The sequence below is a fragment of the Aquimarina sp. genome, from assembly GCF_977115655.1.
The window spans coordinates 61,559-82,042 of record NZ_CDSBKO010000018.1; the positions used below are offsets into that span (position 1 = coordinate 61,559).

The 20,484-nt window shown below is 32.7% G+C and carries 20 protein-coding genes; 3 read left to right on the top strand and 17 right to left on the bottom strand.

Annotation, left to right across the window (positions count from 1 at the left end; translation table 11 throughout):
* Nucleotides 1-9: 9 nt before the first annotated feature.
* Both ACZIYX_RS09720 and ACZIYX_RS09725 read left to right on the top strand, forming a co-directional pair.
* Nucleotides 10-519 (top strand): GTP-binding protein, encoded by a 510-nt coding sequence (locus ACZIYX_RS09720; RefSeq protein WP_462682033.1) that lies wholly within the window; start codon nt 10-12, stop codon nt 517-519.
* A 218-nt stretch (nt 520-737) separates the two neighbouring features.
* Nucleotides 738-1,358 carry a hypothetical protein gene (locus ACZIYX_RS09725; RefSeq protein WP_462682034.1) on the top strand — a complete coding sequence of 207 codons (621 nt, stop codon included), beginning with the start codon at nt 738-740 and terminating at the stop codon, nt 1,356-1,358.
* Between the two features lie 384 nt (nt 1,359-1,742).
* Here the strand turns inward: ACZIYX_RS09725 and ACZIYX_RS09730 are convergent, their stop codons facing one another.
* From ACZIYX_RS09730 to ACZIYX_RS09745, 4 genes are all read right to left on the bottom strand, one after another.
* Nucleotides 1,743-2,252 carry a hypothetical protein gene (locus ACZIYX_RS09730; protein ID WP_462682035.1) on the bottom strand — a complete coding sequence of 170 codons (510 nt, stop codon included), beginning with the start codon at nt 2,250-2,252 and terminating at the stop codon, nt 1,743-1,745.
* 13 nt (nt 2,253-2,265) lie between these two features.
* On the bottom strand, nt 2,266-2,550 hold the full coding sequence (locus tag ACZIYX_RS09735) for a hypothetical protein (RefSeq protein WP_462682036.1): 285 nt from the start codon (nt 2,548-2,550) through the stop codon (nt 2,266-2,268).
* Between the two features lie 78 nt (nt 2,551-2,628).
* Nucleotides 2,629-3,225, bottom strand: coding sequence for a Crp/Fnr family transcriptional regulator (locus ACZIYX_RS09740; RefSeq protein WP_462682037.1), 597 nt, complete (start codon nt 3,223-3,225; stop codon nt 2,629-2,631).
* A gap of 273 nt (nt 3,226-3,498) precedes the next feature.
* On the bottom strand, nt 3,499-3,990 hold the full coding sequence (locus tag ACZIYX_RS09745) for a thermonuclease family protein (RefSeq protein ID WP_462682038.1): 492 nt from the start codon (nt 3,988-3,990) through the stop codon (nt 3,499-3,501).
* A 92-nt stretch (nt 3,991-4,082) separates the two neighbouring features.
* Between ACZIYX_RS09745 and ACZIYX_RS09750 the strand changes: the two genes are divergently transcribed.
* On the top strand, nt 4,083-4,886 hold the full coding sequence (locus tag ACZIYX_RS09750; RefSeq protein WP_462682039.1) for a hypothetical protein: 804 nt from the start codon (nt 4,083-4,085) through the stop codon (nt 4,884-4,886).
* Between the two features lie 156 nt (nt 4,887-5,042).
* Here ACZIYX_RS09750 and ACZIYX_RS09755 read toward each other — a convergent pair whose 3' ends face one another.
* From ACZIYX_RS09755 to ACZIYX_RS09815, 13 genes are all read right to left on the bottom strand, one after another.
* The gene (locus ACZIYX_RS09755; protein WP_462682040.1) at nt 5,043-5,477 is read right to left on the bottom strand and encodes a DUF6943 family protein; all 435 of its coding nucleotides are present in this window, start codon (nt 5,475-5,477) and stop codon (nt 5,043-5,045) included.
* A 1,142-nt stretch (nt 5,478-6,619) separates the two neighbouring features.
* Nucleotides 6,620-7,768 (bottom strand): putative phage abortive infection protein, encoded by a 1,149-nt coding sequence (locus ACZIYX_RS09760; RefSeq protein WP_462682041.1) that lies wholly within the window; start codon nt 7,766-7,768, stop codon nt 6,620-6,622.
* The gene (locus ACZIYX_RS09765) at nt 7,765-9,792 is read right to left on the bottom strand and encodes a Piwi domain-containing protein (protein WP_462682042.1); all 2,028 of its coding nucleotides are present in this window, start codon (nt 9,790-9,792) and stop codon (nt 7,765-7,767) included. The genes ACZIYX_RS09760 and ACZIYX_RS09765 overlap by 4 nt, the downstream gene beginning before the upstream one ends.
* A gap of 7 nt (nt 9,793-9,799) precedes the next feature.
* Nucleotides 9,800-10,492, bottom strand: coding sequence for an HNH endonuclease family protein (locus ACZIYX_RS09770; RefSeq protein ID WP_462682043.1), 693 nt, complete (start codon nt 10,490-10,492; stop codon nt 9,800-9,802).
* On the bottom strand, nt 10,479-11,996 hold the full coding sequence (locus ACZIYX_RS09775; protein ID WP_462682044.1) for an AAA family ATPase: 1,518 nt from the start codon (nt 11,994-11,996) through the stop codon (nt 10,479-10,481). Before ACZIYX_RS09775 ends, ACZIYX_RS09770 begins: the two co-directional genes overlap by 14 nt.
* A 6-nt stretch (nt 11,997-12,002) precedes the next feature.
* A complete protein-coding gene (locus ACZIYX_RS09780; protein ID WP_462682045.1) occupies nt 12,003-12,461 on the bottom strand; it encodes a hypothetical protein in 459 nt (152 codons plus the stop codon).
* Nucleotides 12,458-13,858 (bottom strand): restriction endonuclease subunit S, encoded by a 1,401-nt coding sequence (locus tag ACZIYX_RS09785; protein ID WP_462682046.1) that lies wholly within the window; start codon nt 13,856-13,858, stop codon nt 12,458-12,460. The genes ACZIYX_RS09780 and ACZIYX_RS09785 overlap by 4 nt, the downstream gene beginning before the upstream one ends.
* Complete coding sequence (locus ACZIYX_RS09790) at nt 13,858-16,179, bottom strand: N-6 DNA methylase (protein WP_462682047.1); 2,322 nt, start codon at nt 16,177-16,179, stop codon at nt 13,858-13,860. Before ACZIYX_RS09790 ends, ACZIYX_RS09785 begins: the two co-directional genes overlap by 1 nt.
* A 2-nt stretch (nt 16,180-16,181) precedes the next feature.
* Nucleotides 16,182-17,198, bottom strand: coding sequence for a virulence RhuM family protein (locus ACZIYX_RS09795; RefSeq protein ID WP_462682048.1), 1,017 nt, complete (start codon nt 17,196-17,198; stop codon nt 16,182-16,184).
* Between the two features lie 4 nt (nt 17,199-17,202).
* The gene (locus tag ACZIYX_RS09800; protein WP_462682049.1) at nt 17,203-17,496 is read right to left on the bottom strand and encodes a helix-turn-helix domain-containing protein; all 294 of its coding nucleotides are present in this window, start codon (nt 17,494-17,496) and stop codon (nt 17,203-17,205) included.
* Between the two features lie 104 nt (nt 17,497-17,600).
* On the bottom strand, nt 17,601-19,886 hold the full coding sequence (locus ACZIYX_RS09805; protein WP_462682050.1) for a DUF3987 domain-containing protein: 2,286 nt from the start codon (nt 19,884-19,886) through the stop codon (nt 17,601-17,603).
* Nucleotides 19,876-20,160, bottom strand: coding sequence for a helix-turn-helix domain-containing protein (locus ACZIYX_RS09810; protein WP_462682051.1), 285 nt, complete (start codon nt 20,158-20,160; stop codon nt 19,876-19,878). The genes ACZIYX_RS09805 and ACZIYX_RS09810 overlap by 11 nt, the downstream gene beginning before the upstream one ends.
* Nucleotides 20,161-20,162: 2 nt before the next feature.
* Nucleotides 20,163-20,465: a helix-turn-helix domain-containing protein gene (locus ACZIYX_RS09815; RefSeq protein WP_042292012.1), complete on the bottom strand. Its 303-nt coding sequence runs from the start codon at nt 20,463-20,465 to the stop codon at nt 20,163-20,165.
* Nucleotides 20,466-20,484 lie beyond the last annotated feature (19 nt).

The following is a 20,484-nucleotide window of genomic DNA, read 5'->3' on the forward strand; positions in this document are numbered from 1 at the left end:
ATTGCATTTATGGAAATTCCAAAAGATATTGTTTTACGCCCCAGATTCTTTAAAGAGCTCAATGTTTCCTCAGAAGAAGCATTACAAGCTTTTGAGAAAGAGGGAAAGAGCAATACAAATTTTGTAGTAAGCCGAATAGATCACCACGTTTTTATACGAATACCAAAAAACAAACAACATTTTTGGTCGCCACAACTTCATTTAGAAATTTATGAAATCGAAGAAAAACAACCTCAACTTAAAGGGCTTTTTGGTCCAAGTCCTACAGTATGGACATTATTTATGTTTTTACATTTTGTAGTTGCTGTATTGTTTATTGGAGCCCTGATTTGGATGTATGTTAATATACGATTAGAAAAACCGTATCTATTATCTGTAATTGCAATGATATTCCTGTTTATTATATGGTTTGTACTTTATTTTGCAGGAAGTTTAGGAAAACAAGCAGGAAAAAAGGAAATGCAGGATTTATACAACTTTATGGAGAAAACTCTTGATCCTGTAAAATCACATAAATAATGATTTTTGTAACTCCTCCAAATTTTACTTTTTATAAAAACTTAAAACTGTAGTAAATCAAGGGTGGTTATTTGGAGTTTTTTGTTTATATATGAACATGTTTTTTGAGCTAAGATTTTTTATATAACATTTTTTCTGAAACAAAGAGAAATAAGTACACACAAGGTTTTGAAAACAGCTTATGAAATTATAACTTTGAGAACCTAAAATAATCTACTATGTACAGAGTAAAGACTTCGAACACAAAAAAGCTATTATTGATACCGGTAATTCTATGCTTTTTTATGCAAATGCAAGCACAAAACGACCAGATATCCCTTGAACGAATAAATAACAAAGAGTTTACAGTTAGTACCATAAACGGAATCCCTTTTACCGTTGTTCTTGAAAAGAGTAATAATGACGGGCAATATCACCTGGCTAGTAATGGTATTCTTACCTTCAGGATTGAAGATATGATTGATGAAAGAAGTACTCTTAGAATTGTATTTGAAGAAGAAATGTATCACTCTTTAGAAAATAAACTTTTAGAGCAATACCGATCTGATGTGGATTGGATTAAGTTAGCATTAGATATTGAAGAAGGAGAGTTTGAAATATTTCCATCACGCCCTGTTTTTACAGACCAAGGATTAGAAAAGTTAAAAGCCAAAGTGTTTGAATATACTACTACAGATAAAAAAGAAAATAACTTCAATAAATGGATAGAAAAAATAAATTATTCTGTTGGTGCAGTACGTTTTTTTAACGAGTTGTATGCGGCCTCTAATGGAGAAGATAATGAACAACGATATAATTTTTTACCAATAAATATATATGAGGCACTTCAGGGAAGATAATTTCATTTCTGTTAATTGCTCAGCGAATCTGTAGCATGTATCAATAACCCCCTTCTTGTTTATAAACAAGAAGGGGGTTATTGATGTTAGCATAAAAATTTAGTATAATCGGTATAAACCCTTGTAAATAAAGGAATGGATGATCTTTTATGGTTGGAGCTTTTGTTTGATTTGGCAAGGCTGTCTTTGAGATTATAATGATGTTATGCCATTTACACACTTTTAATTTATCGCAATAAAATTCTCTTTCCCGTCTATGCTTCAAAATAAAAATTAACCATTTTTTCATCCATCCATTATCTTTAAATACCGGCAGGTGTTCGAGTAAGAAGTAATATGATGATTTCCTGAAAGAAAGAAAATCAAAACAGGTATAAAAAAAATCTATTTAATACTTATACCATATCCATTGACTGTTTTTTCCATCAGCACACCCTCTTTTCCTTTTTCTTCAACCCAAAGCTTTATACTAGTGTTTTCCAAATTATTTGGATAGCTTCCTTTTCCATGAAAATACTCAAATTTAACCAGATATTCTTTTCCTGCTTCAAAAGAAAAAAGGTCAAAGGGCTCTACCGGAATGGCAATTTGTCCTTTGGAAACAAACCTAAGCTGTATTTTGTGCTCTCCGGGTAAAAGCAAAACTCCTTTTGCTCCATTCATCAAACCATTACCAGGTATACTTTTGCCATCTACTTCAATAAAATAAGCATACTTTTTTTTCTCATTAACGGTTGTAATTTGCACTTGTTGCTCTGCTGAGAGTTGAGGCCCCTCATATAACTTAAGTGCAGTGATTTCATTTTTCTTCTTATGATCCTTTTTTTGTGCTATAATAGGTGTTACTGCCAATATCATTAAAATAGCAATAAGTATTGTCTTAAGCGCTTTCATTTCGTTTTAGATTTTATTTTTGTGATTGTTGGAGTTGGCAAGTAGTAAAAAATTCTTGTGTTCCGCCACTATCTGTTTTTACAGTTTTGGTGTTTTTTAATTCATAATCCAATATTTCTTCTTTTGTTTTGTCACATAATACAAGTATATCTTCTTGTCTTAATATCTGGATGCCATCTGCGTTTTTGGTTTGAATGACCCTTTTACAATCATAACAATCTTTAGAAGAATTATCATCATCATTACTACAAGATATAGACAATAAAAAAAGAAGGGATATGGTGTAAGCTTTTTTCATAATTCATTAAATTTAATTAGAAGTAATCCTCAAAAGTAAGCTTGACTTATTTGTTTTCTATTTACATATGTAAATAAATCATTTATCCAGTAGCATTTTTTTTCTGATCCGGCATAATTGAGTGGGAGTAATACCAATAAACTGTGCTATATGATATTGATTGATTAAACTTTCTAATTCGGGATACCTTTCCTTAAATAATCTATACCTGTCATCTGCCTGAAGAGTAAAGTATTCTAATTCCTTTTGTTCTTTTCCTCTAAAAAAAAGTTCTGTAAGCTTTCGGCTCCATTCGGCAATTTCTCTGTTTTTATTTATTAAACTCAACCAATCTTCATATTTTCCTTCTAGCAACTTCACTTCTGTCAAAGCCTCTATATTTACTTGATTTATGGTGTTGGTGGTCATAGAAGAAAGTGCCCCCATAAACGGTACAGGGGTTTTAAAATGGATTGGGGTAAAAAAAGTTTTGGTATATTGAGAGCCATCATCTATAGATATATAAGCTCTAAAAACACCATCCAGAAGAATTCCCAACTTGGTTTCTATACGTCCTGTTTTTGCAAAGAACTCTCCTTTATAGTATGTTCTTTCTGTAAACATCTCCTTGATTAGACTCCACGAATTTTTGGATATAGGAGATATCTTGTTTAAGTATTGTTTTATTTTTTGCATGACTAACTTTTACAAAAAGATAAAGATATATTTTGAAAATTATTTAAGCAGTTATGAAGTTGTTAAATTCAAGAAATGAGAGCTTTCTGATTTTATTTTTCACCAAAACAGGTCTGATTTTAAATTAAACACTATGAAATATTGATAACTATTTATTTCCCGATACAAAAAGTAAAGCAATACTGTATATCATTTAGTTATGTTTATTGGGCAACAAATAGGCAACAATAAACTATAAATAAGAGACAATAAGAGCAAGTAAATGTAGGGAGATTAGAACGTATTGATAAGCGAATATAAACCTTTTTTCTTTGTTTTAGCCCTCAAATTAAGTGCTTGGTACTTTGGTAGCTCTGAACAGAAAACCTTGTTGTATGGCTTTGCATAACCTCTTCTGACCATTATTTCATTAAGCGTTTTGCCATTTGGCAAAATGATATAAGCTAATGTTCTTCCAAAAGCATCAGTAAGATTTGATTGTTCTTGGACTATGGTAACGCTTGTTTGTGGTTTGGCTTTTTTAAGTAGAAATTTCATAGACTTAAAACCCAACTCAATTAAATACGTGCCTGAGATATTCACCTCTCTTTCATCTTGTTTTAATTTTCTACAAACTTTTATCTCTGGAGCATCAATTCCTAATAGCCTTATTTCTTCTTCAAGATTTGTAAAAATATTTTTAACGATTAGTCCATCTCCGTCCAATATTTTAACCACTTCATAGTGTGGTCTTACCCTTGTTTGTTTATTAGCACTTGTTTGCATTTGTTTACGTTTGTTAATGAATTGACAGTCAATATGTTAGGCTTATCTTTGTAATAGTAAGAATTATTATTAACATTTAAAAATTTAGAAAAATGGCAAGACAGAAAGGTCCCCTAAAATATGTCGGTACTCTTGGAGATATTAGACATTTTAAAATTAAAGGAAATGAAGGTTATTTTGCAGGTTTGACTGGTGGTCCAACTGCTGAACAAATTGCTACTGACCCAGCATTTCAAAGAACTCGTGAAAATATGAACGAATTTGGAGGTTGTGCAATGGCAGGTAAATCTGTTAGAGTCGGATTAGCAAGCCTAATGAAAAATATGGCAGATAGTCAAGTGACTGGAAGATTGACTGCTATTATGAAGAAAATCAATTTAGAAGATGGTTCAGAAGCCAGAGGAAAAAGAGCTGTTTTGATTTCGGCTGTACCAAACTATTTGAAAGGATTTGATTTTAACAGATTTACTTCTTTCAATGGTGCTTTCAATGCTCCTTTCACAATTACTCCTGCTGGTACTCGTGATAGTTCAACTTTAGATGTTCCTGCATTCAATCCGTTGAATTACTTAAACATTCCAGCCGGTGCAACTCATTTTAGAATTATCAATGCTATTTCAGTATTGTCTGATTATGAGTTCAACACAACTACAAAGGTTTATGAGCCTAAAGAGGCAAGTTTGAATGAATTGAAAGATGTTCAGTATTCTGCTTATTTACCTGTGGATTCTGTTACCTCTTTGGTTTCATTGGTTGCTACATTACCAGGTTCTCCAACTATGACAACCGATGTAAGTGTTTTAAACTCTATCGGTATTGAGTTTTATCAAGAAGTAGGTTCAAACTACTATGTATTTGCACAAGGTAACGCCTTAAAGATTTCCGAAATATTCTAAGATGCCATTTTAGAGATTTATGGAATTAGAAGAAAGCCTGCTCATTTGAGTAGGCTTTTCTTTTTTGCACTTTGTAAGGTTTGCATTTTTTTATTAAGACGGTGCAATCATATTGGGCTATAATATGACTTATACAGTACTCAATTATGAGTAGCCCTAAGAATATCGCTTTTTAGAAATATAGCGATAGAAAACCGCCCTACGTGCATCATCAATGAGTTTTAGGTTAAGTTGATAAACCTTTTCTTGTTCTTCTAAAAGCTGTAAGGCTTTGACCGACTTTTTAAAAATTGGAATATCATTATTTGCCTGTTCAAATCCATTTAAAATGCCTTGTTTAAGGTCGTTTTTTGTGATGAATGGAATAACTGAACCTTTTAAATAGTAATGAAAGGATTTTGCACGCCATAGCCCAAAGGATAACCAATATAACTGCTCTTTGGCTTCCTCTGTGGGTGCTATCAAAATGAAGCAATTCGGACAAGGTTGTTTTAGTGGCTTTCCGCTGTTCATCCCTTTGTTCAGAATGTAGAAATGTGGCTTTTCAGTTTCGGCTGATGGTCTGTAAGTTTTGAGAGTGAATTTTGTCATTTTCCGAGAATTTTAGTTGGCTTCCGAAATCCCCTTCACAAAATTTTTTGACAAAGAAAAAAACGAAAAAAAAAGAAAGCCATTCAACTGGTGGTGGAAAGTGGACTGACAAGGTTTTTAAGGAAAATACTACCCCTTGTGGGTGGAGATTTTTTTTAAAACCCGTAGGGCTTGACCTTTTCAGACCAATTGTAACCGCCTATACTTGCTGCCTTTTTTATTCTTTTGGCATAACATTCTTTACTTACTCTCTTATTTGTAAAATGCCTATTTGGTTGTTCAATTCCTTTGGGGAAATATGACCAGAAAAAAAATAAACTATACCTATTCTAAAAGCGTGGGCTGGTGTGTGGCAAGTGTAGCGATTGAAAGAAACGGAACTAATTGCGGTGGGATGGAATGAAGCAATACTGTATGCATTGCAGGGTTGCAGACTTTGCAAACTTTACAATTTACTGCAAAGTTGTTGTGCGGTGGGCTTGCATACGGATTGCGTAATGGAATAGTGTGTGGCTTAGTGGAGTGTAGAGAATGAGCTACTCTTGCTTGCATTATTAGGTGTTAGTGGGTATATGCAATGAAAGAATGTAGGCACGAAATGAAAGAATGGAATGTACCTGCTATAAACCGACATTAACTCATAGTTTATTTTTTTTCTGACCGCTGAAAAGGGTGGTGGGGAATTGTTGGTCTTTCGGTTGGTGAAGTAGGTTTAAAGCGTTGGCAATGAGCGGATACTTAACATAATGTTATTATAGGACATAGGCTTTAGCCCGTAATGCAATGAAGCCCTTGTGGTATGTACTATAATGCCACATTATGTTAATGTAGCTTTGGGTTGTTATTTTCTGGCACAAGTTGCACAGAGCGGTACTTTGGAGTGCATACGCCTTTTTGCTTTTGTGTGTTGGCATAGCTTTTTACTACCGCAGGAACGAGGATAGTAATGTGCTATAATTAGCGTGGGCTTGCAAAAAGTGTGACAGAAAATAACAACTGTAGCGTGGGAAGAGCGGAAGCCTATAAAAAGACAGAGGAGTTATGAGGCACGAATAACATTGGATTTTTATAGGCTGGGGAAAGAAACCTACGGAACCAACCGTTATTAAAGACGTGCCTGTGGCACACCTTATAATAAATAACTAATCAATTTCAAAAAGTTCATCTTTCCTTAATTCAACTGGTTTATCACGTAACTCTTGAATTTTAGATTTTATGAAACTATCTTCAATTAATAATTGATACCATAAATTATGGATCATTGTATATTCAGTAAAGAACTTATTTTTATCATTTTCCCAAGGATTACCATAACCACTTAACCAATTATAAAATAACATTATTTGCTCGTGGTTAGATAGTTGAGCACGTAAAACTCTTAGATATTGTCTTTTTTCAATATAAGAAATGAAATTATCAGGTTGATTTACAACAAATTTAACCGTATGAAATATATGTCTAAAATAATGACCTAAAAACTCTGAATGCCCTCTAAATGCTTGAATGTCAAAATTTATATTGTCAGGCACATCCATAATCTCTTCAGAATACTGTTTGGCTTGAATTTCTAACAATGAACTACGATAATCTGCTTCATCAAAAGGCTGCATTCTTTCAACCAAAGTAGCGTTTATTGGAATAGATATACCCCAAAAAAAAGTTTGATAACAATTATGAAAGTCTTTTGAGGATAACTCTGTTATATTATTGGCTCTCTTATAAATCAGAAGTATGTACTCAAATTCGTTTTTCAGCTCTACAAAAGCATTTCTTTTTGAAACTGTATAATAGTCATATTTATATTTTACATCTCCATCTTCTCCGTATGGTTTCCAAGTTGTTCTCCGAGCTGCTTTAAGTTCAAGTTCATTTACATTCTCCTTATGAAGTCTAAGCATTTCATAAAACTGAGCTTCAAATTTATCTAACTTTGATTGCTTCTTTTGCTCTGCTAATTCAGTTTCAAATTGTGTTTTATTTTCTTGGAGCTGTTTGTAAAACATATTACGTTGCAAAATATTTGCCCTATACTGTAAATAGAAAGCAAGACCAGAAGCAATAACCCCTGCAATTGCAATAAAAGGATTCATTATACCGCCAATTGTATCTCCAATTTGCCCTGTTTCAGTAAAGTCTAAACCTCTAAAATTTGGTAATGTAAACAGATAAGGTGCAAAGAATGATAGTGCTATTGCCAAAAAACCAATCGCTATCAATAATTTAGAAAATCTATTAAGTTTTACGTCTAATTCTTTATCAGAAGTTTGTGTGTTATTTTCTTTATTTATCATAAAAACCAAAGATTATTTTTACCGAAGTCTGGTAGTTTATCGCCTTCAAAATGAGGGAATATTTGGGCTACCATTTCAGGGTATTTTATGGTTACTGGTAAGTTTTGTTGTTTTACGGATTTCCAATACATTCTGCTGAATTGATATACTTGGTCTATCAACTCTTTTACAATTGCTATATCCTCAAAATAGTCTTGTTCTGTACAATACAGACTTAGTTTTACAGGGAATGGATGGTCTTTTGCAAAACCGTTACTACTGTATTTGGCATTATTGAATAATAGATATTTCAGATGTGCAATTTCTATTATAGTACCACTTAGAGGCATTAAGGCATCATCATTGGTATCAAACGCTACATAGTCGCTTGATTCTGTTTTATTGATAGTTACTATAACTATTGGAATATCTAATTTTAATCGACCTAAAGTCTTTTGAATAGGGTCTATTTCGTCTTTGCTTATTGGTTTGTAGTAGTGAATAATTAGTCTTTCTGCTTTGTTATCATTATCCACAACAAATTTTAAAATCTGTTTTCCTATTGCTCCAGCTATTAAGTCAAATTCATTATCTCTAAAACAATCAAATCCTTTAAACTCTCCTTTGTTATTAAAACAGAATGCACTACCTACAAAACGAGTATTGGTTTCCATTGATTTAAAAGCACCTACACCCACAATTAACTCTTGTTTGAGTTCTCTATCTAAACGCCAAGGAATACCGTCTATTTTAGCTAACAATGCAGGTGTGATATTCTCTAAGAATGCACCAAAATAGGCATTATTGATACTCTCTTTGTAAATTACTTGTGAGGTTATTTCGTGTTTTAGAAGCTCTTCTTTTACTTGATAATATAAGTGTTTGTTATCTTCATCCTCTTTATGTATTGGGCTTACATAAACCGCAACATATCTTGTATTTGGTTGTTTCTCTAAATTGATTAGATGATGTTTGATTTCTTTTATTGCAGTATCAGGACTTTCAAATGCTAAACTGGTATCGTTATCCATATAAAATGGTTGACGAATATGTTTTTTTAGTGGTGGAAAGAACGTCTTATAGCCTTTTTCAAAATAGTTATATAATTTAACTACATAGTCTGCTCTATCTGGTTTATGGTAGATAAAAAAGAACCTTACATTATCGTGTGGACTTGATTTGTAAGGACCAGGATTTTTCATTCCTGCTTTTGGGTCTATACCTACACCATCATAAAACCTTAAATTGTTTGAGTGATAATGTGTTTGCAACACTTCATCTTCTGGAATATCAAAAAAGCCATTTTCATCTAATGGTAGTATGGCTCTAAATTCATCTGTATTTAGATAGTTGTTGTAAAAAGTGGTTATATGATTAAAGTAAGGTTTGTATCTATTTCCTTTTCTTGGTACTGTATGCGGTATTTCTAAATGGTTTTTAAGCGGTATATTGAGTAATGGATATACTTGGTCTAAATGTTGTTTTGCATCTTCTGTAAGGTACTTAAAACGCTGTATTTCTTTGTTGTAAACTACTGTTTTGAAACATTCCGTAGGGATATTGATTTCATCAATACTTGTAGTAGCAACTTTAGAAGTGCTATCATAAGATAATAGCAATGCAGGACTTTTGGTTAAACCTGAAAACTCAATTTTTAGGGTGTATTTGTTATAACTGTTGTATTTGGTTGTTGATGCTTTAGCATCTAATAACCACACTTCTATATCGCCTACATAATTGAACTGTATTGCATCTGCAATAGCAATGAAATATTGATAAACCAAACGAGTATAAAGATGCTTTGCAAACTTTGTACTGCTGTATAAATCTACTTTTGTTTTGAGTACACAATCTTCTGTATCTTCAAAATTAGTATAGTAGAATTTATGTTTTACAACTTCTTCTTTTTGACTATCCCATAACTCATTGGGAAGCTCGGTTCTGTGTATAGGGAAATAACCTTCTTTTTTCTCGGTATAAAATCCAAACTCCTTCTGAATAGAAGGGTGTTTGAATGGGATGATATTTATAGTAAGGTTATTCATAATCTAATCATTTAGAATATTTTGGCAAACTCAAAAGGTGATTGAATCTAAAAATTATGTAATTGCAAAATGCTTTATACTTACCAGCTTTTTTATCTATATAAATTTGACGTTCGGCTTCTATAATTTGCTTAGTCCAAGTACCTTTTGGATGTTTTCTTTTCAATTTTTCTTTGGCCTCAAGCCAAAAAAAACCTCTTAATTCTTTTAAATTTTGACAGTTGAGTTTTAACAACTCTATATCAAAATCTACAGATACATTATTTTTACTTTCAACTTTATCTGTTAATGTGTATGTTATTCTTTGCTCGCAAGAAATATGATGTGGATTTAGTACTTTAAAAGGTAAATTGCCTCTGGATTTATCACAATGAACACCATTATTTACACATACTGCAAGCATATTATTATAGCGTAAAGAAGACTGCCTATGCCTAAGTTCAGTAAAATTAGAGTCTGCGTGTTTTTCTTGTGATATGTAATGCTCAACAGAAACATACTTGCCATTAGCTTCAGGTATTTTTTTCATACAGTAGCCACATAAATAACCTTGTTCGTTCAATAAAGCCTGTTTCAATAAACTATCGGTGTCTACAAAACCTTTATAATGGGCATTTGGCGTAGTATTACGATATAATGTTAAAGTTTGAGGCTCTAACGCTATTTGTTTATTAATGTATTTCATATCAATTGTAATCATCAAAATTATCAATTGCTTTCTGTGTCTCTACATCATCTAAACCGAATGTATTTATAATTTCATCCAATTTTTGTTTAGCTAAATCTATTTGCTTGCTTTCAAGAAGTTTATAAAATTCATCTATTAATACTCTCCCAAATTCTCCTCTTTTAACTGAATCAAACGCCTCATATAAGATTGAATTATAATCTCTCCCTTTTACAAACAATGGACTATCATATATTTTACCATCAACCAACCTTTTTAATGATGTGTTTAAGTCTATATTTCCTATGATTTCTGGAGAATGCGTAGTAATAATATCAAAATCTCCGTAGTGAATTTTTGTGTTCTGTTGGTCGTAATAAATGTTTTTGAAGAACTCTTTTTTCCATTTTGGGTGTAAAAACGTATCCGGTTCATCAAATAGAAATAAAGATTCTTCATTTGACGAAAGAATTTGTTTTAGACCATAAATAGAGATTAATTGCTTTTCTCCTTCACTTAAATCTTGACTTGAAATTTCACTATTAATCCCGTTAGTGTCTTTTACTAATGTTATTTGAATCTCGTCTAATAAGCCCATTATATCTAATGCTACTAAAGATTGAAAAACCTCTTTTTCGCTTGTAAATGAATCTTCACTACTAAAACCAACCAAGCCAATTAGAACATCAGGAATAAAGTAGGAATGCGTTATACTCCTTTTTGAAACTTCTGTGTCTTGACTTGCCTTTTCAAACTTTAATAAGGCTTCTTTTAAAATACCTTTTGCTCCCCAATATTCACTTGCAGGATTACTTCTGTGCCAAGTAGGCATTTTCATTTTTAGAATAATCTCTGTAAAGCCTACAATACCAAATTTCTCTTTAAAGAAAACTGCTATATCTGAACTTTGATTGCAGAAAATAGAGAACAATAATAAGTTAAACTGTATTGGGTTAAAATAAAAAACAGGTGCATTAATATCTAACCCTTTGCTATCATTTTCTAAAAATGTGAACCATTCTTTAAAATAATCTGAAGTATAATTTTGAACAAAACCACTTAATCTACTGTCAAAACCTGCATAATAAAGTACAGTGTTTTTCGGTAATAAATCTTGTAGCGTGTATTGAGACTTAAAAAGGAAATTATTAACATCCTGATTGATTAATTTTTTATCCTCATATTCTAAGATGAGCCATTCTTTATTAATATTACTAACGGTTACTTTTACATAATCAATCTTATGTTCAGAAAAAGTAGATGCTGCCTCAATTATTTTTTCCGTTCTTATGAAGTAGGATAATGTAAATTGAAAGCCTAACTTTTTATTTGTAATTTTTGATACATCTTCTACTTTATTGCAACTATAAAGTGAAGAAAATATTTTTAACAAACACTCTATTAATGTTGTTTTGCCTGCACCATTTTTACCAATAATCACGTTAAGACTATCTTCTACTGTAAAGTCTTCTGAAAATTGAATATCAAATTGTTGCAGTACTTTATAATCTTCTATGTATAGGTTTAATAGTTGCATATCTTATTAAATTAATCCTGTTAAAACTTGATGTGCCAAATTTGCTAAATGAATTGCTGAAGGCTGATTTAAACTATCTGGTATAAAAGGAGGCTCGTCTCCTCTGTAATTAGTGACTTTAATAAGTCTATAGCCGTGTGTATCTGCCAAATGTTTGATATGACGAGATACGTCATTTCTAACTCTACTGGCACAAATAATTAAATCGCAATTATGTTTTAATACATAATCGTTTAAGCGGTCGTGTAAGTTATAAGCCCACAAATAATCGCCCATACTCTCTATACCAACTGTGTAACCTAAACAATTTAATACATCTGAAATTTCTCCTCCTGGTAATGGTAAGGTGTAACTATGCGAAGTATTAATATAGTTTTTAATAAGTTCTTCTCTAAGGATTTTGATAGTACCTGATTTACCACAACCTTGTTTGCCCCATACTTGTATGATTGTTTTTTGTTTCATTCATTTTTAGGTTTAAATATGATGTTCTCAAAATCTTCAATAGCTTGTTTTTGAAGTGTTTTCGATAATTTATTTTCCAATTTTATTTCTTCTCTTTTTTGATGAATAGTATTAATTATATTTTCCATAACTAATTCAGGAGGCATAGGAATAGATAAATTTTCTAAAAAAGATTTAGGCACACGTTGTTGACCCGAAGAACCTGTAAAATAGCTTTTAGCAGAATTTAAAACCAAATTATTTCTTAGTAAAAGATGAAGATACTTTGTAAGTATTTTACTGTTGGTTCTAATTCTATGATATTCAGTTGAGCCATATCCTATACCATTTTTCATACCTTGAACGATTGCAGATTTTCCATTTTGCATACAGGGAGTAATTCGTGCCCATAATAAATCTCCATCTTCAAACTTGGTATAACCAGATGATAAACTTACTTTACCTAGACTATATAGTTTTACTTCACCATCAACATCTGATATATTTGTCATTGGAATAAATGAAGCTTCTAAATCATTGCTTAATTGAGAAAAACTGGTAGTTGGGTTTATTTCTGCAATTTCTTTTATTCTCTTATTATTAAACTTAGACGAGAACAACAAATTATTTGTATCTGTCTGCTTTGTGCTCCAGTCGTCAATATCTTTAAATTTAATAAAACGTAGCCCTTTAGAATTAACAGAAAGAGTACTTTTAACTCCTAACTCATTTAATAAATAAGTTTCAATCTCAGCTTCTTTATCTATTGCGTTTTGTTTTGCTTGCTCCGCTTCTTTTATTTTTTGATTGTATTCAGCTACGAGTTTTTCTTGGGTAATACCTGTAGGTATACCTTGTTTTATAGCATCTGCTTCATTTAATGGTGGCAAAGGGATTTGTACTTCTAAAAACAGGTCTTGCTGTAAATAATGTCTATTTGTTGTACCTGTGCTACTCTTTTCACAGAATCTAATAAATTCAGGCGTAGTAGTGATAAGAGATAGGTAATGAGGATTTATTAAATTATAATCTACATCAAAAGTCCAAAAATTACCTGTGATGATGGCCCCATCAACTTCATCTGTAACAACCCCAAAAGCACCATTACGTGCATCTATTTTAGAAACTATAAATTGACCAGATTTAATTGTAAACTGTTTTTTAGTTCCAATTTTGTCTCCTTTGGCAATATCTCGTAAATAGACACCTCCATTATTGGTTTTAATAGTTACCCTTTTGTAAGTCTTTCCGTTTTCAATTAAAATATTGGTTTTATTTCTTTTTAAAAATTTGCCAATTGCAACCAATGGAAAATCCTGATTATAAGAAAACTGCTCATCCAATAAATATTGAACACTCCAATTGTATAATTGAGAAAACTTAATGAAATTTATATTTTGCATAGTAGCTACTTCCATTACCATTCTATTAATTGGGTTTCGGTATCGTTTTTAATACGTTCTGCTTTGCCTGTTTTACTGCTCCATTTGTACTCAAACTTAGGTTTGAGTTCTTTCCACAGTTCATTTTTAATTCTGTAAGGTGTGTACTCTGTTTGTATGTCTGTCAGTTCATTATCTATTACGCCACCCGTACTACTAATTCCTGCTTTTTCTACGGTTGCAATAGGTATGTCGTAATCAAATTTCTCCTTTACAATCGCTTTTATTTCTTCTTGTATTTGGACTTCTATTTTCTTTTTGTTTTGGCGTAGCTCTTTTTTAGTAGCTGTATCCAAAGCATCTTTACCTCTTAGGGCTAATTTGGTTTTAATCTCTTCTAACTCGTCTTTGTATTTTGCTTTTACTGTTTTAGTAGCTTGGGCAGTATATTCTTTCCATTGTTTAGCTTCTTCATTGGTAAACTTTTTTAAGAATACCAAACTGGATTTTACGGTAGCTCCACTTTTCATAAATACATCTTGAGGAATAGAAGTGATTAAGATGATTTTTGCTGTACTCTCAAAGTATTCTCTAACCTTTGCTAAGTTTTGTGTATTTAAAACGCCTTCGGGTAAAACAATTCCAGTTCTTCCGCCTGGTTTTAATAGACGGATACATCTTTCTATAAACAATACTTCCGTTAAACCACTCATACCGTTTTTGCCAATATGTAAGGTATTTAATAATGGCTTATCTATATTGTTATCTACTTGAAGCATAGCTTTAGCGTATGTTTCTTCTCCATACATTTGCTTGTATTTTGCTATACGCTTTTCATCTGTTAATTGGTCTGCTTTAGTAATCAATAAAGATTTTTCTACTCTTGCTCCGAAAGGCGGATTGGTAAGAATGACATCAAAACGGTTTTCAAATATTCCGTTGATGTTTAATAGACCATCTCTGTGATGCACACCTCCGTGACCGTCTCCGTGCATAATCATATTCATTTTGGCAGTACGAGCCATTCGAGGATTGGCATCTGTACCAAATATGCAAGCGGATGATAATTTTTCTAAACGAGAAATATATTTACCAGCTTCTTTGGCTTTCTCCTGTTCTTCACGTTTTCTTATCTGTGTTTCAAAACCTAATTTGTGAATGATTTCGTTAGAAATATCATTTAGCTTCTCTTCATCTTGGTCTGCTGTTTTTATCTCGTCAAAGGTTTTATTAACCTTGTCCTTTTCTAATTTAATATCGTTTTCAATTTTCTCTCTTACATACTCAAATGCTTTAATAAGGAAACCACCAGAACCGCAACAAGGGTCGCACATTACTTCATCTTCTTGTGGATCTAATACTTCTACGATAAAATCTACGACTGTTCTTGGTGTAAAAAACTGACCTAATTCTCCTCTAAACGTACCACCTAAGAATTGTTCAAATGCAATACCTTTTACGTCATCAGATGTAGTAGAAAGATTGTATTTCTGTAATTTCTTTACTATCTCTTTAAATGAACCTTGTTTGATTCTAATTTTATCATTGACATCAAAAAGCTCATCTTCTTCAAATTCATCTTTGGTTAGTTCAAACCAATAATCCATATAAGGGATGTCGTCTTTTGGACCATTACGTTTTACATTAACAGGACGAATATTTTTCTCGTAATTAGATTCTTGTTTTTCAAATTGCTTTAATGTGAAAATATTATCTTCATCAGGATTACGTTCATACCTGATTTTCATAAAGAGAATTTTACTTATTTCGTCAAATGCTGCTTCTGGAGAAAGTTTGTCATTATTACGAATTACGTTATGACATTGAAAAAGTAGTTTAGAAAATTCGTCTCTTTCAAATGCTTTGGTTTGCTCTAATAACTTTTGAATTTTATCATTGCTATTGGCTTCTTTAGCGTTTGGAATATCTAAGATTTCATCACTTAATGTTTTAGGTGTAACCGCTAAATTAACTTTAAAAACCTTGGTTTCTTTTTCGTTTGTAGTTACAAAAAACGGAGCATTTGCAAAGCGAGCATAGTTTTGACCTTGATAGTAATCTTCCGATTTAATAGTAATGTAATCGGCTTTACATTCTACCACAATAATTGGATTCAACTTTTTGAGTTTATCCTCTTTGCTACGCCATATTACAATATCCGCACTTGCTCTTCCTGTTCCTCTTTTAGAACCTGTTAGTTTTACTTCTTGAGCCATTTGCTCTAAAGTGTATTCATAATGATTTACTAATCTGCAAATGTATTTTTGTCTTACGTGTTCTTCAGGAGTCATTATCAACTCTTTCCCTAATAGGGGAGCAAATATTTTGTTACCGTTTATTTGTAGTTCTAATGACATAGTTATTTAGATTTTTTATTTTTTTGTTCCAATGCTTTGATATGTTTATCAAAGTCGGAATTTATGTTTTGTGTTTTGTTAAAGCTATCGTACTCTTTTGCTGCTTTGGTAATGGCTTGTTGGTGAGACACCTTGCCTAAGCCTTCTAATACCTTGTATTCGTTAAAACTTAAAAACTTATTTACGCTGTCTGCCAAAGCCTCCATTGTAAAGGTATTTCTACGTTCTATAAGATTTTCTATATAGTCAAAATACCCCGATACGGTACGTTCTAATTGTTTGATTTCTTTTTCTTGTAGGTAGTTCTTGGCTACTTTGGTGTCTTGTTTTAAAATTCTTCCTTCAGGTGCGTTTTTCCAAGTGGTTAAGCCCATATTATCGGTTTTGCTATTTGCCTTTAGGTAGATAATTTCGGCTGCTGTTTTGCCTGTAATGGCAAAGTGAAATTTGTTTTGTACAGTAGCATAAAAATTCTTGGTAATGTCTGATTTTGGGTCGTAGTCTATACTACATTCGGCAAATATGTCTGTGATTTGTTGGTAGATTCTACGCTCACTGGCACGAATGGAACGTACACGCTCTAATAGTTCTTTAAAATAATCTTTACCAAAAGCGGATGTACCTTGTTTTAAACGGTCATCATCCATTACAAATCCCTTAATGATGTATTCTTTTAGGGTTTTGGTAGCCCAAATACGAAACTGGGTAGCTTTGGTAGAATTTACCCTGTAACCCACAGAAATAATGGCATCTAAGTTGTAGTATTTGGTTTTGTAGTTTTTACCATCAGATGCAGTTGTTTCCAAAATGGAAATAACTGAATTTTCTTCTAATTCTCCACTTTCAAAAATGTTACTTAAATGCTTGCTTATAGCAGGAATACCTACCGAAAAAAGTTCTGCCATAGCTTTTTGAGTTAACCAAATGGTTTCATCATTCAAAATAGCCTGAACTTTTACATCACCACTTGGGGCGGTGTACAGAATAAAGTTATTATTGTTGGGTACTAATTCGCTCACTTGATTATTTTTTAAGTTTTACGAGTTCTTTTTCTGCAATCTGTAGAGCTTGCAATGCCTGTTCTTCATTTTCTACTAACTGAAACACTTGGTCTGCTAACCAAAGTGAAAACAGTTCGTTATAATCGAGTTTAAAAAGTTTTGCTAAAGGCTCTATGTGTTCTCGTTTAGCGGTTTTTTCTCCTCTTTCTATTTTACTAAGCATTGCGGTATCAATGTCTAACTCTGCGGATAAGTGCCTGAGTAGCATTTCTTGTTCTTCTCTTTTAGACCGTATTAAGTCTCCGAATTTGTTCATTGCTTATTTATTTGTATTAAATACGTTTGTCAAAAATAGACAAATTTAAAACAAACAAGAACAAAAACCACAAGAAGAATTTCAAAAACTGCAAAGGTTGCAAACTACAGCTTGTCTGTAGTTTTTTGATAGTGTCCGTAACTGGGTTGTGAGAGATGTGAACCTAATAAGGATTTGAGTAAATTATCAATAGAACGGTCTTTGAGTTGGTATTTCTTCCCTATGATGATGGCTTCTTCACGTTTAAAGTTTTGCGGTAAGGCTTCAAAGAATTGTTTTTTGTTATTCGCACCTTTAAAAACTCCTGTTTCTTCTTTCTTTGGTAGGTTGTTATACATTAACAAACTGTGTTGTAGATAGACATTTGCTATCATTAATGCCATTTCAAAATCTTCATCTGTACAAGTAACATTCTCGGTACAATCTCCATTATCGAACTTGCGAAGCGTGGATAATATCATACAAATACGATATAGAATTAAACCCAAACGTTTTACTACACTACCAGCTTCTTCTGCTGTAAAGGTGGTTACTTCTGTCAACCATTGTTGCCCTGTGTAATTAACCGTTTGCCATTGTTCTTTAGATAAGTGTATTTGCGTTGGATTTGCTTCTAAGAAGTGAATCATATCTAATACATTCTGTGATAAGGCTTCAAAATGGTCGTTTAAATTTAAGGTATTGCCGAAAGGCGATACATCTTTCCAAAGTTGCTCCACCTTAAAAGTGTAGAATAAAAAACGACTGAATAAACCATCTTCTGCGGATGCAATGATATTGGCTACTTGACCAGGCGTACCTGATAACGCCACAGAAATTTTAGGTTCTTTAATGATAACATATTCATTGTCTGTTTTTCTTGAAACAGAAATAGTTTCAGAATGAAACGCTTTTCTGAGCATATCTGAATATCCGCCCCAATCTTGCTTAAAAACTGCCCCCATACTATCTGCTTCTGTTTCGCAAATAATTCCTTTCCCCTCATTTTGTTGTATGTGTTGTAAAATAGCTGCATAAGAGGTGTTTGCAGGAATAAATACGACTTTAAAAGGTGGTTTTACAGGCTCTTCTGGTGTTTCTGTGTCGTCTTTCTTTCGGTTTCGTTGCTCTACCTTGTATTGAGCTAATTCGGCTTCATAAATGGACTTATCTTGATTGCTTTGTTCCAATACACTTTCTTGATAAGGGTCTGCCAATATTTTAGCAAATTTTAAAGCACCTTTTCCACTTGCTGCTGGAGCAATGATAAACGAAAACAGATTAGGGAATACGGTCTGTTGAGCATACACGCCTGAAACATTTGGTAAACAACCACTAAGAATAGATAATGCACCAGTAAAAAAAACATCACGTTCTCTTGGGTCTGTAAATGCCATTGTACCTTTTCTTAATATCTCAGGTAGGTTGTCAAATAACTGCTCGTCAAAAGTGGGTGTGTTTTTTAGGTAATCTTCATCACTTACTATCTCATTTGGTTGTGCTGTTTGTCTATAACTTTGATAGCTTGCAAATTGCATAGCATTATTATCATAAGCTGATTTTACAGATGCTTTTATTTCATCTTGGTTTAAGTCGTAGGTATTTAGAATAAGATGCAAAGTATCATCATACACGATTCCTCTCCTGTTGCAATTACAAGCCAATTGATATATGAAATTGTTTCGGTTGCCTTCTGAATAACTTTCTTTGTTTTCGGTGAATGTGATGCACTCGGTAAAGATTTCTGAACTATTACTGTTTTCATTATTGCTAAGATTTTGTGTTACTACTGTTTTGGGTGCTGTTGGTGTGATAGGTTGTAAAACCGTTTCGGTTTTTACCTTGAACTTTTCGTTTTGAATGTTCTTATATCCGTCAGGGTCATAAGACACAAAACACAACCTTGTAATATCTTTACATTTTGGGTCTGCTTCAATACCAACTTCTTTTTCATAATACGCTTGCACTTGTGCATAAGCGGATTTATGCTGCTCCATAGTAGTATCAACTTCAATAAACACTTTTAGGCCATTACCGCTTGGGCTTGTGAAACAAGCAAAAGTGTAAGGAATGGATTGTATTTTCTGTTTCGCTTCTTGAAGCTCGTCTGGTTCTAACTTGTCAAAATCTAAGTGTACAAAACCGCTGTACATTTTAAAGTATTCCATTTTACGACCACCTTCAAAAGTTGCTGACGGTGTAAAGGCAACTAATTCTTTTTTGAATTGGTCTGCTCGTTCTGGTTTACCCATTCCAATAGCCATACGGATAGCTTCAATAGGTTCTTTGTATTTGCCCTCAATAACGTCCTTTACTATCAGTAGTAAGGCTTTATTTTCTATGGGTTGATTGAAATTTTTATATATAGTTGATGATGCCATTTTAGAAGTATTTATGTGATTATTTTCCATTGATAGGTGCTTTAAAATTTTGGTCTAACAATTGGAGTATGTCTGATAAGCGGTAGTAGATTTTGTACCCAATTTGGCAATAGCCTATGAGTCCGCTATCTCGCCAATATTGGGCGGTACGCTTACTTACATTCATTATCTGTAGAAACTCTTGAGTGTCGAAAAACACTTGTTCAGGATTGCTTCTTTGCTTGTCTTTAAGCATAAGCGTTAGTTCTGATAGTCTATCGTCTATCTGTTCTAACTTTTCGTCTAAAGGATGATAAAAGCCCATCTCTAACTGCGTTTGTTTTGAATTAGATAATTGGCTGCTGCTTTTTCGATTTCATCCGTAGAAGATTGACGGTTACGCTGTAACCATTCGTCTAACTCGGTACGATTGAAATAGAGTTTTTTACCCTGTGGGCAGAAATGCGGAACGGATTTCTGACTGGTAAGTTTGTACAGATGCGAAGCACTTATATCTAAATAGCTACAAGCATCATTGAAGTTTAGTACTTCTTTCTTTAAGAGGTTTTGTTCCTCAATCTTTTGCTCAAGTCTGTTGAGCTTTTCTAAAATTAAATTTTCGTTACTCATTTTGTTACGATTTTTAAAA

Bases quoted from the DNA above. Each gene is read 5' to 3' on its own strand.
- ACZIYX_RS09720 (WP_462682033.1), top strand. From the start codon at position 10: ATGGAAATTCCAAAAGATATTGTTTTACGCCCCAGATTCTTTAAAGAG.
- ACZIYX_RS09725 (WP_462682034.1), top strand. From the start codon at position 738: ATGTACAGAGTAAAGACTTCGAACACAAAAAAGCTATTATTGATACCG.
- ACZIYX_RS09730 (WP_462682035.1), bottom strand. From the start codon at position 2,252: ATGAAAGCGCTTAAGACAATACTTATTGCTATTTTAATGATATTGGCA.
- ACZIYX_RS09735 (WP_462682036.1), bottom strand. From the start codon at position 2,550: ATGAAAAAAGCTTACACCATATCCCTTCTTTTTTTATTGTCTATATCT.
- ACZIYX_RS09740 (WP_462682037.1), bottom strand. From the start codon at position 3,225: ATGCAAAAAATAAAACAATACTTAAACAAGATATCTCCTATATCCAAA.
- ACZIYX_RS09745 (WP_462682038.1), bottom strand. From the start codon at position 3,990: ATGCAAACAAGTGCTAATAAACAAACAAGGGTAAGACCACACTATGAA.
- ACZIYX_RS09750 (WP_462682039.1), top strand. From the start codon at position 4,083: ATGGCAAGACAGAAAGGTCCCCTAAAATATGTCGGTACTCTTGGAGAT.
- ACZIYX_RS09755 (WP_462682040.1), bottom strand. From the start codon at position 5,477: ATGACAAAATTCACTCTCAAAACTTACAGACCATCAGCCGAAACTGAA.
- ACZIYX_RS09760 (WP_462682041.1), bottom strand. From the start codon at position 7,768: ATGATAAATAAAGAAAATAACACACAAACTTCTGATAAAGAATTAGAC.
- ACZIYX_RS09765 (WP_462682042.1), bottom strand. From the start codon at position 9,792: ATGAATAACCTTACTATAAATATCATCCCATTCAAACACCCTTCTATT.
- ACZIYX_RS09770 (WP_462682043.1), bottom strand. From the start codon at position 10,492: ATGATTACAATTGATATGAAATACATTAATAAACAAATAGCGTTAGAG.
- ACZIYX_RS09775 (WP_462682044.1), bottom strand. From the start codon at position 11,996: ATGCAACTATTAAACCTATACATAGAAGATTATAAAGTACTGCAACAA.
- ACZIYX_RS09780 (WP_462682045.1), bottom strand. From the start codon at position 12,461: ATGAAACAAAAAACAATCATACAAGTATGGGGCAAACAAGGTTGTGGT.
- ACZIYX_RS09785 (WP_462682046.1), bottom strand. From the start codon at position 13,858: ATGGAAGTAGCTACTATGCAAAATATAAATTTCATTAAGTTTTCTCAA.
- ACZIYX_RS09790 (WP_462682047.1), bottom strand. From the start codon at position 16,179: ATGTCATTAGAACTACAAATAAACGGTAACAAAATATTTGCTCCCCTA.
- ACZIYX_RS09800 (WP_462682049.1), bottom strand. From the start codon at position 17,496: ATGAACAAATTCGGAGACTTAATACGGTCTAAAAGAGAAGAACAAGAA.
- ACZIYX_RS09805 (WP_462682050.1), bottom strand. From the start codon at position 19,886: ATGGAAAATAATCACATAAATACTTCTAAAATGGCATCATCAACTATA.
- ACZIYX_RS09810 (WP_462682051.1), bottom strand. From the start codon at position 20,160: ATGGGCTTTTATCATCCTTTAGACGAAAAGTTAGAACAGATAGACGAT.
- ACZIYX_RS09815 (WP_042292012.1), bottom strand. From the start codon at position 20,465: ATGAGTAACGAAAATTTAATTTTAGAAAAGCTCAACAGACTTGAGCAA.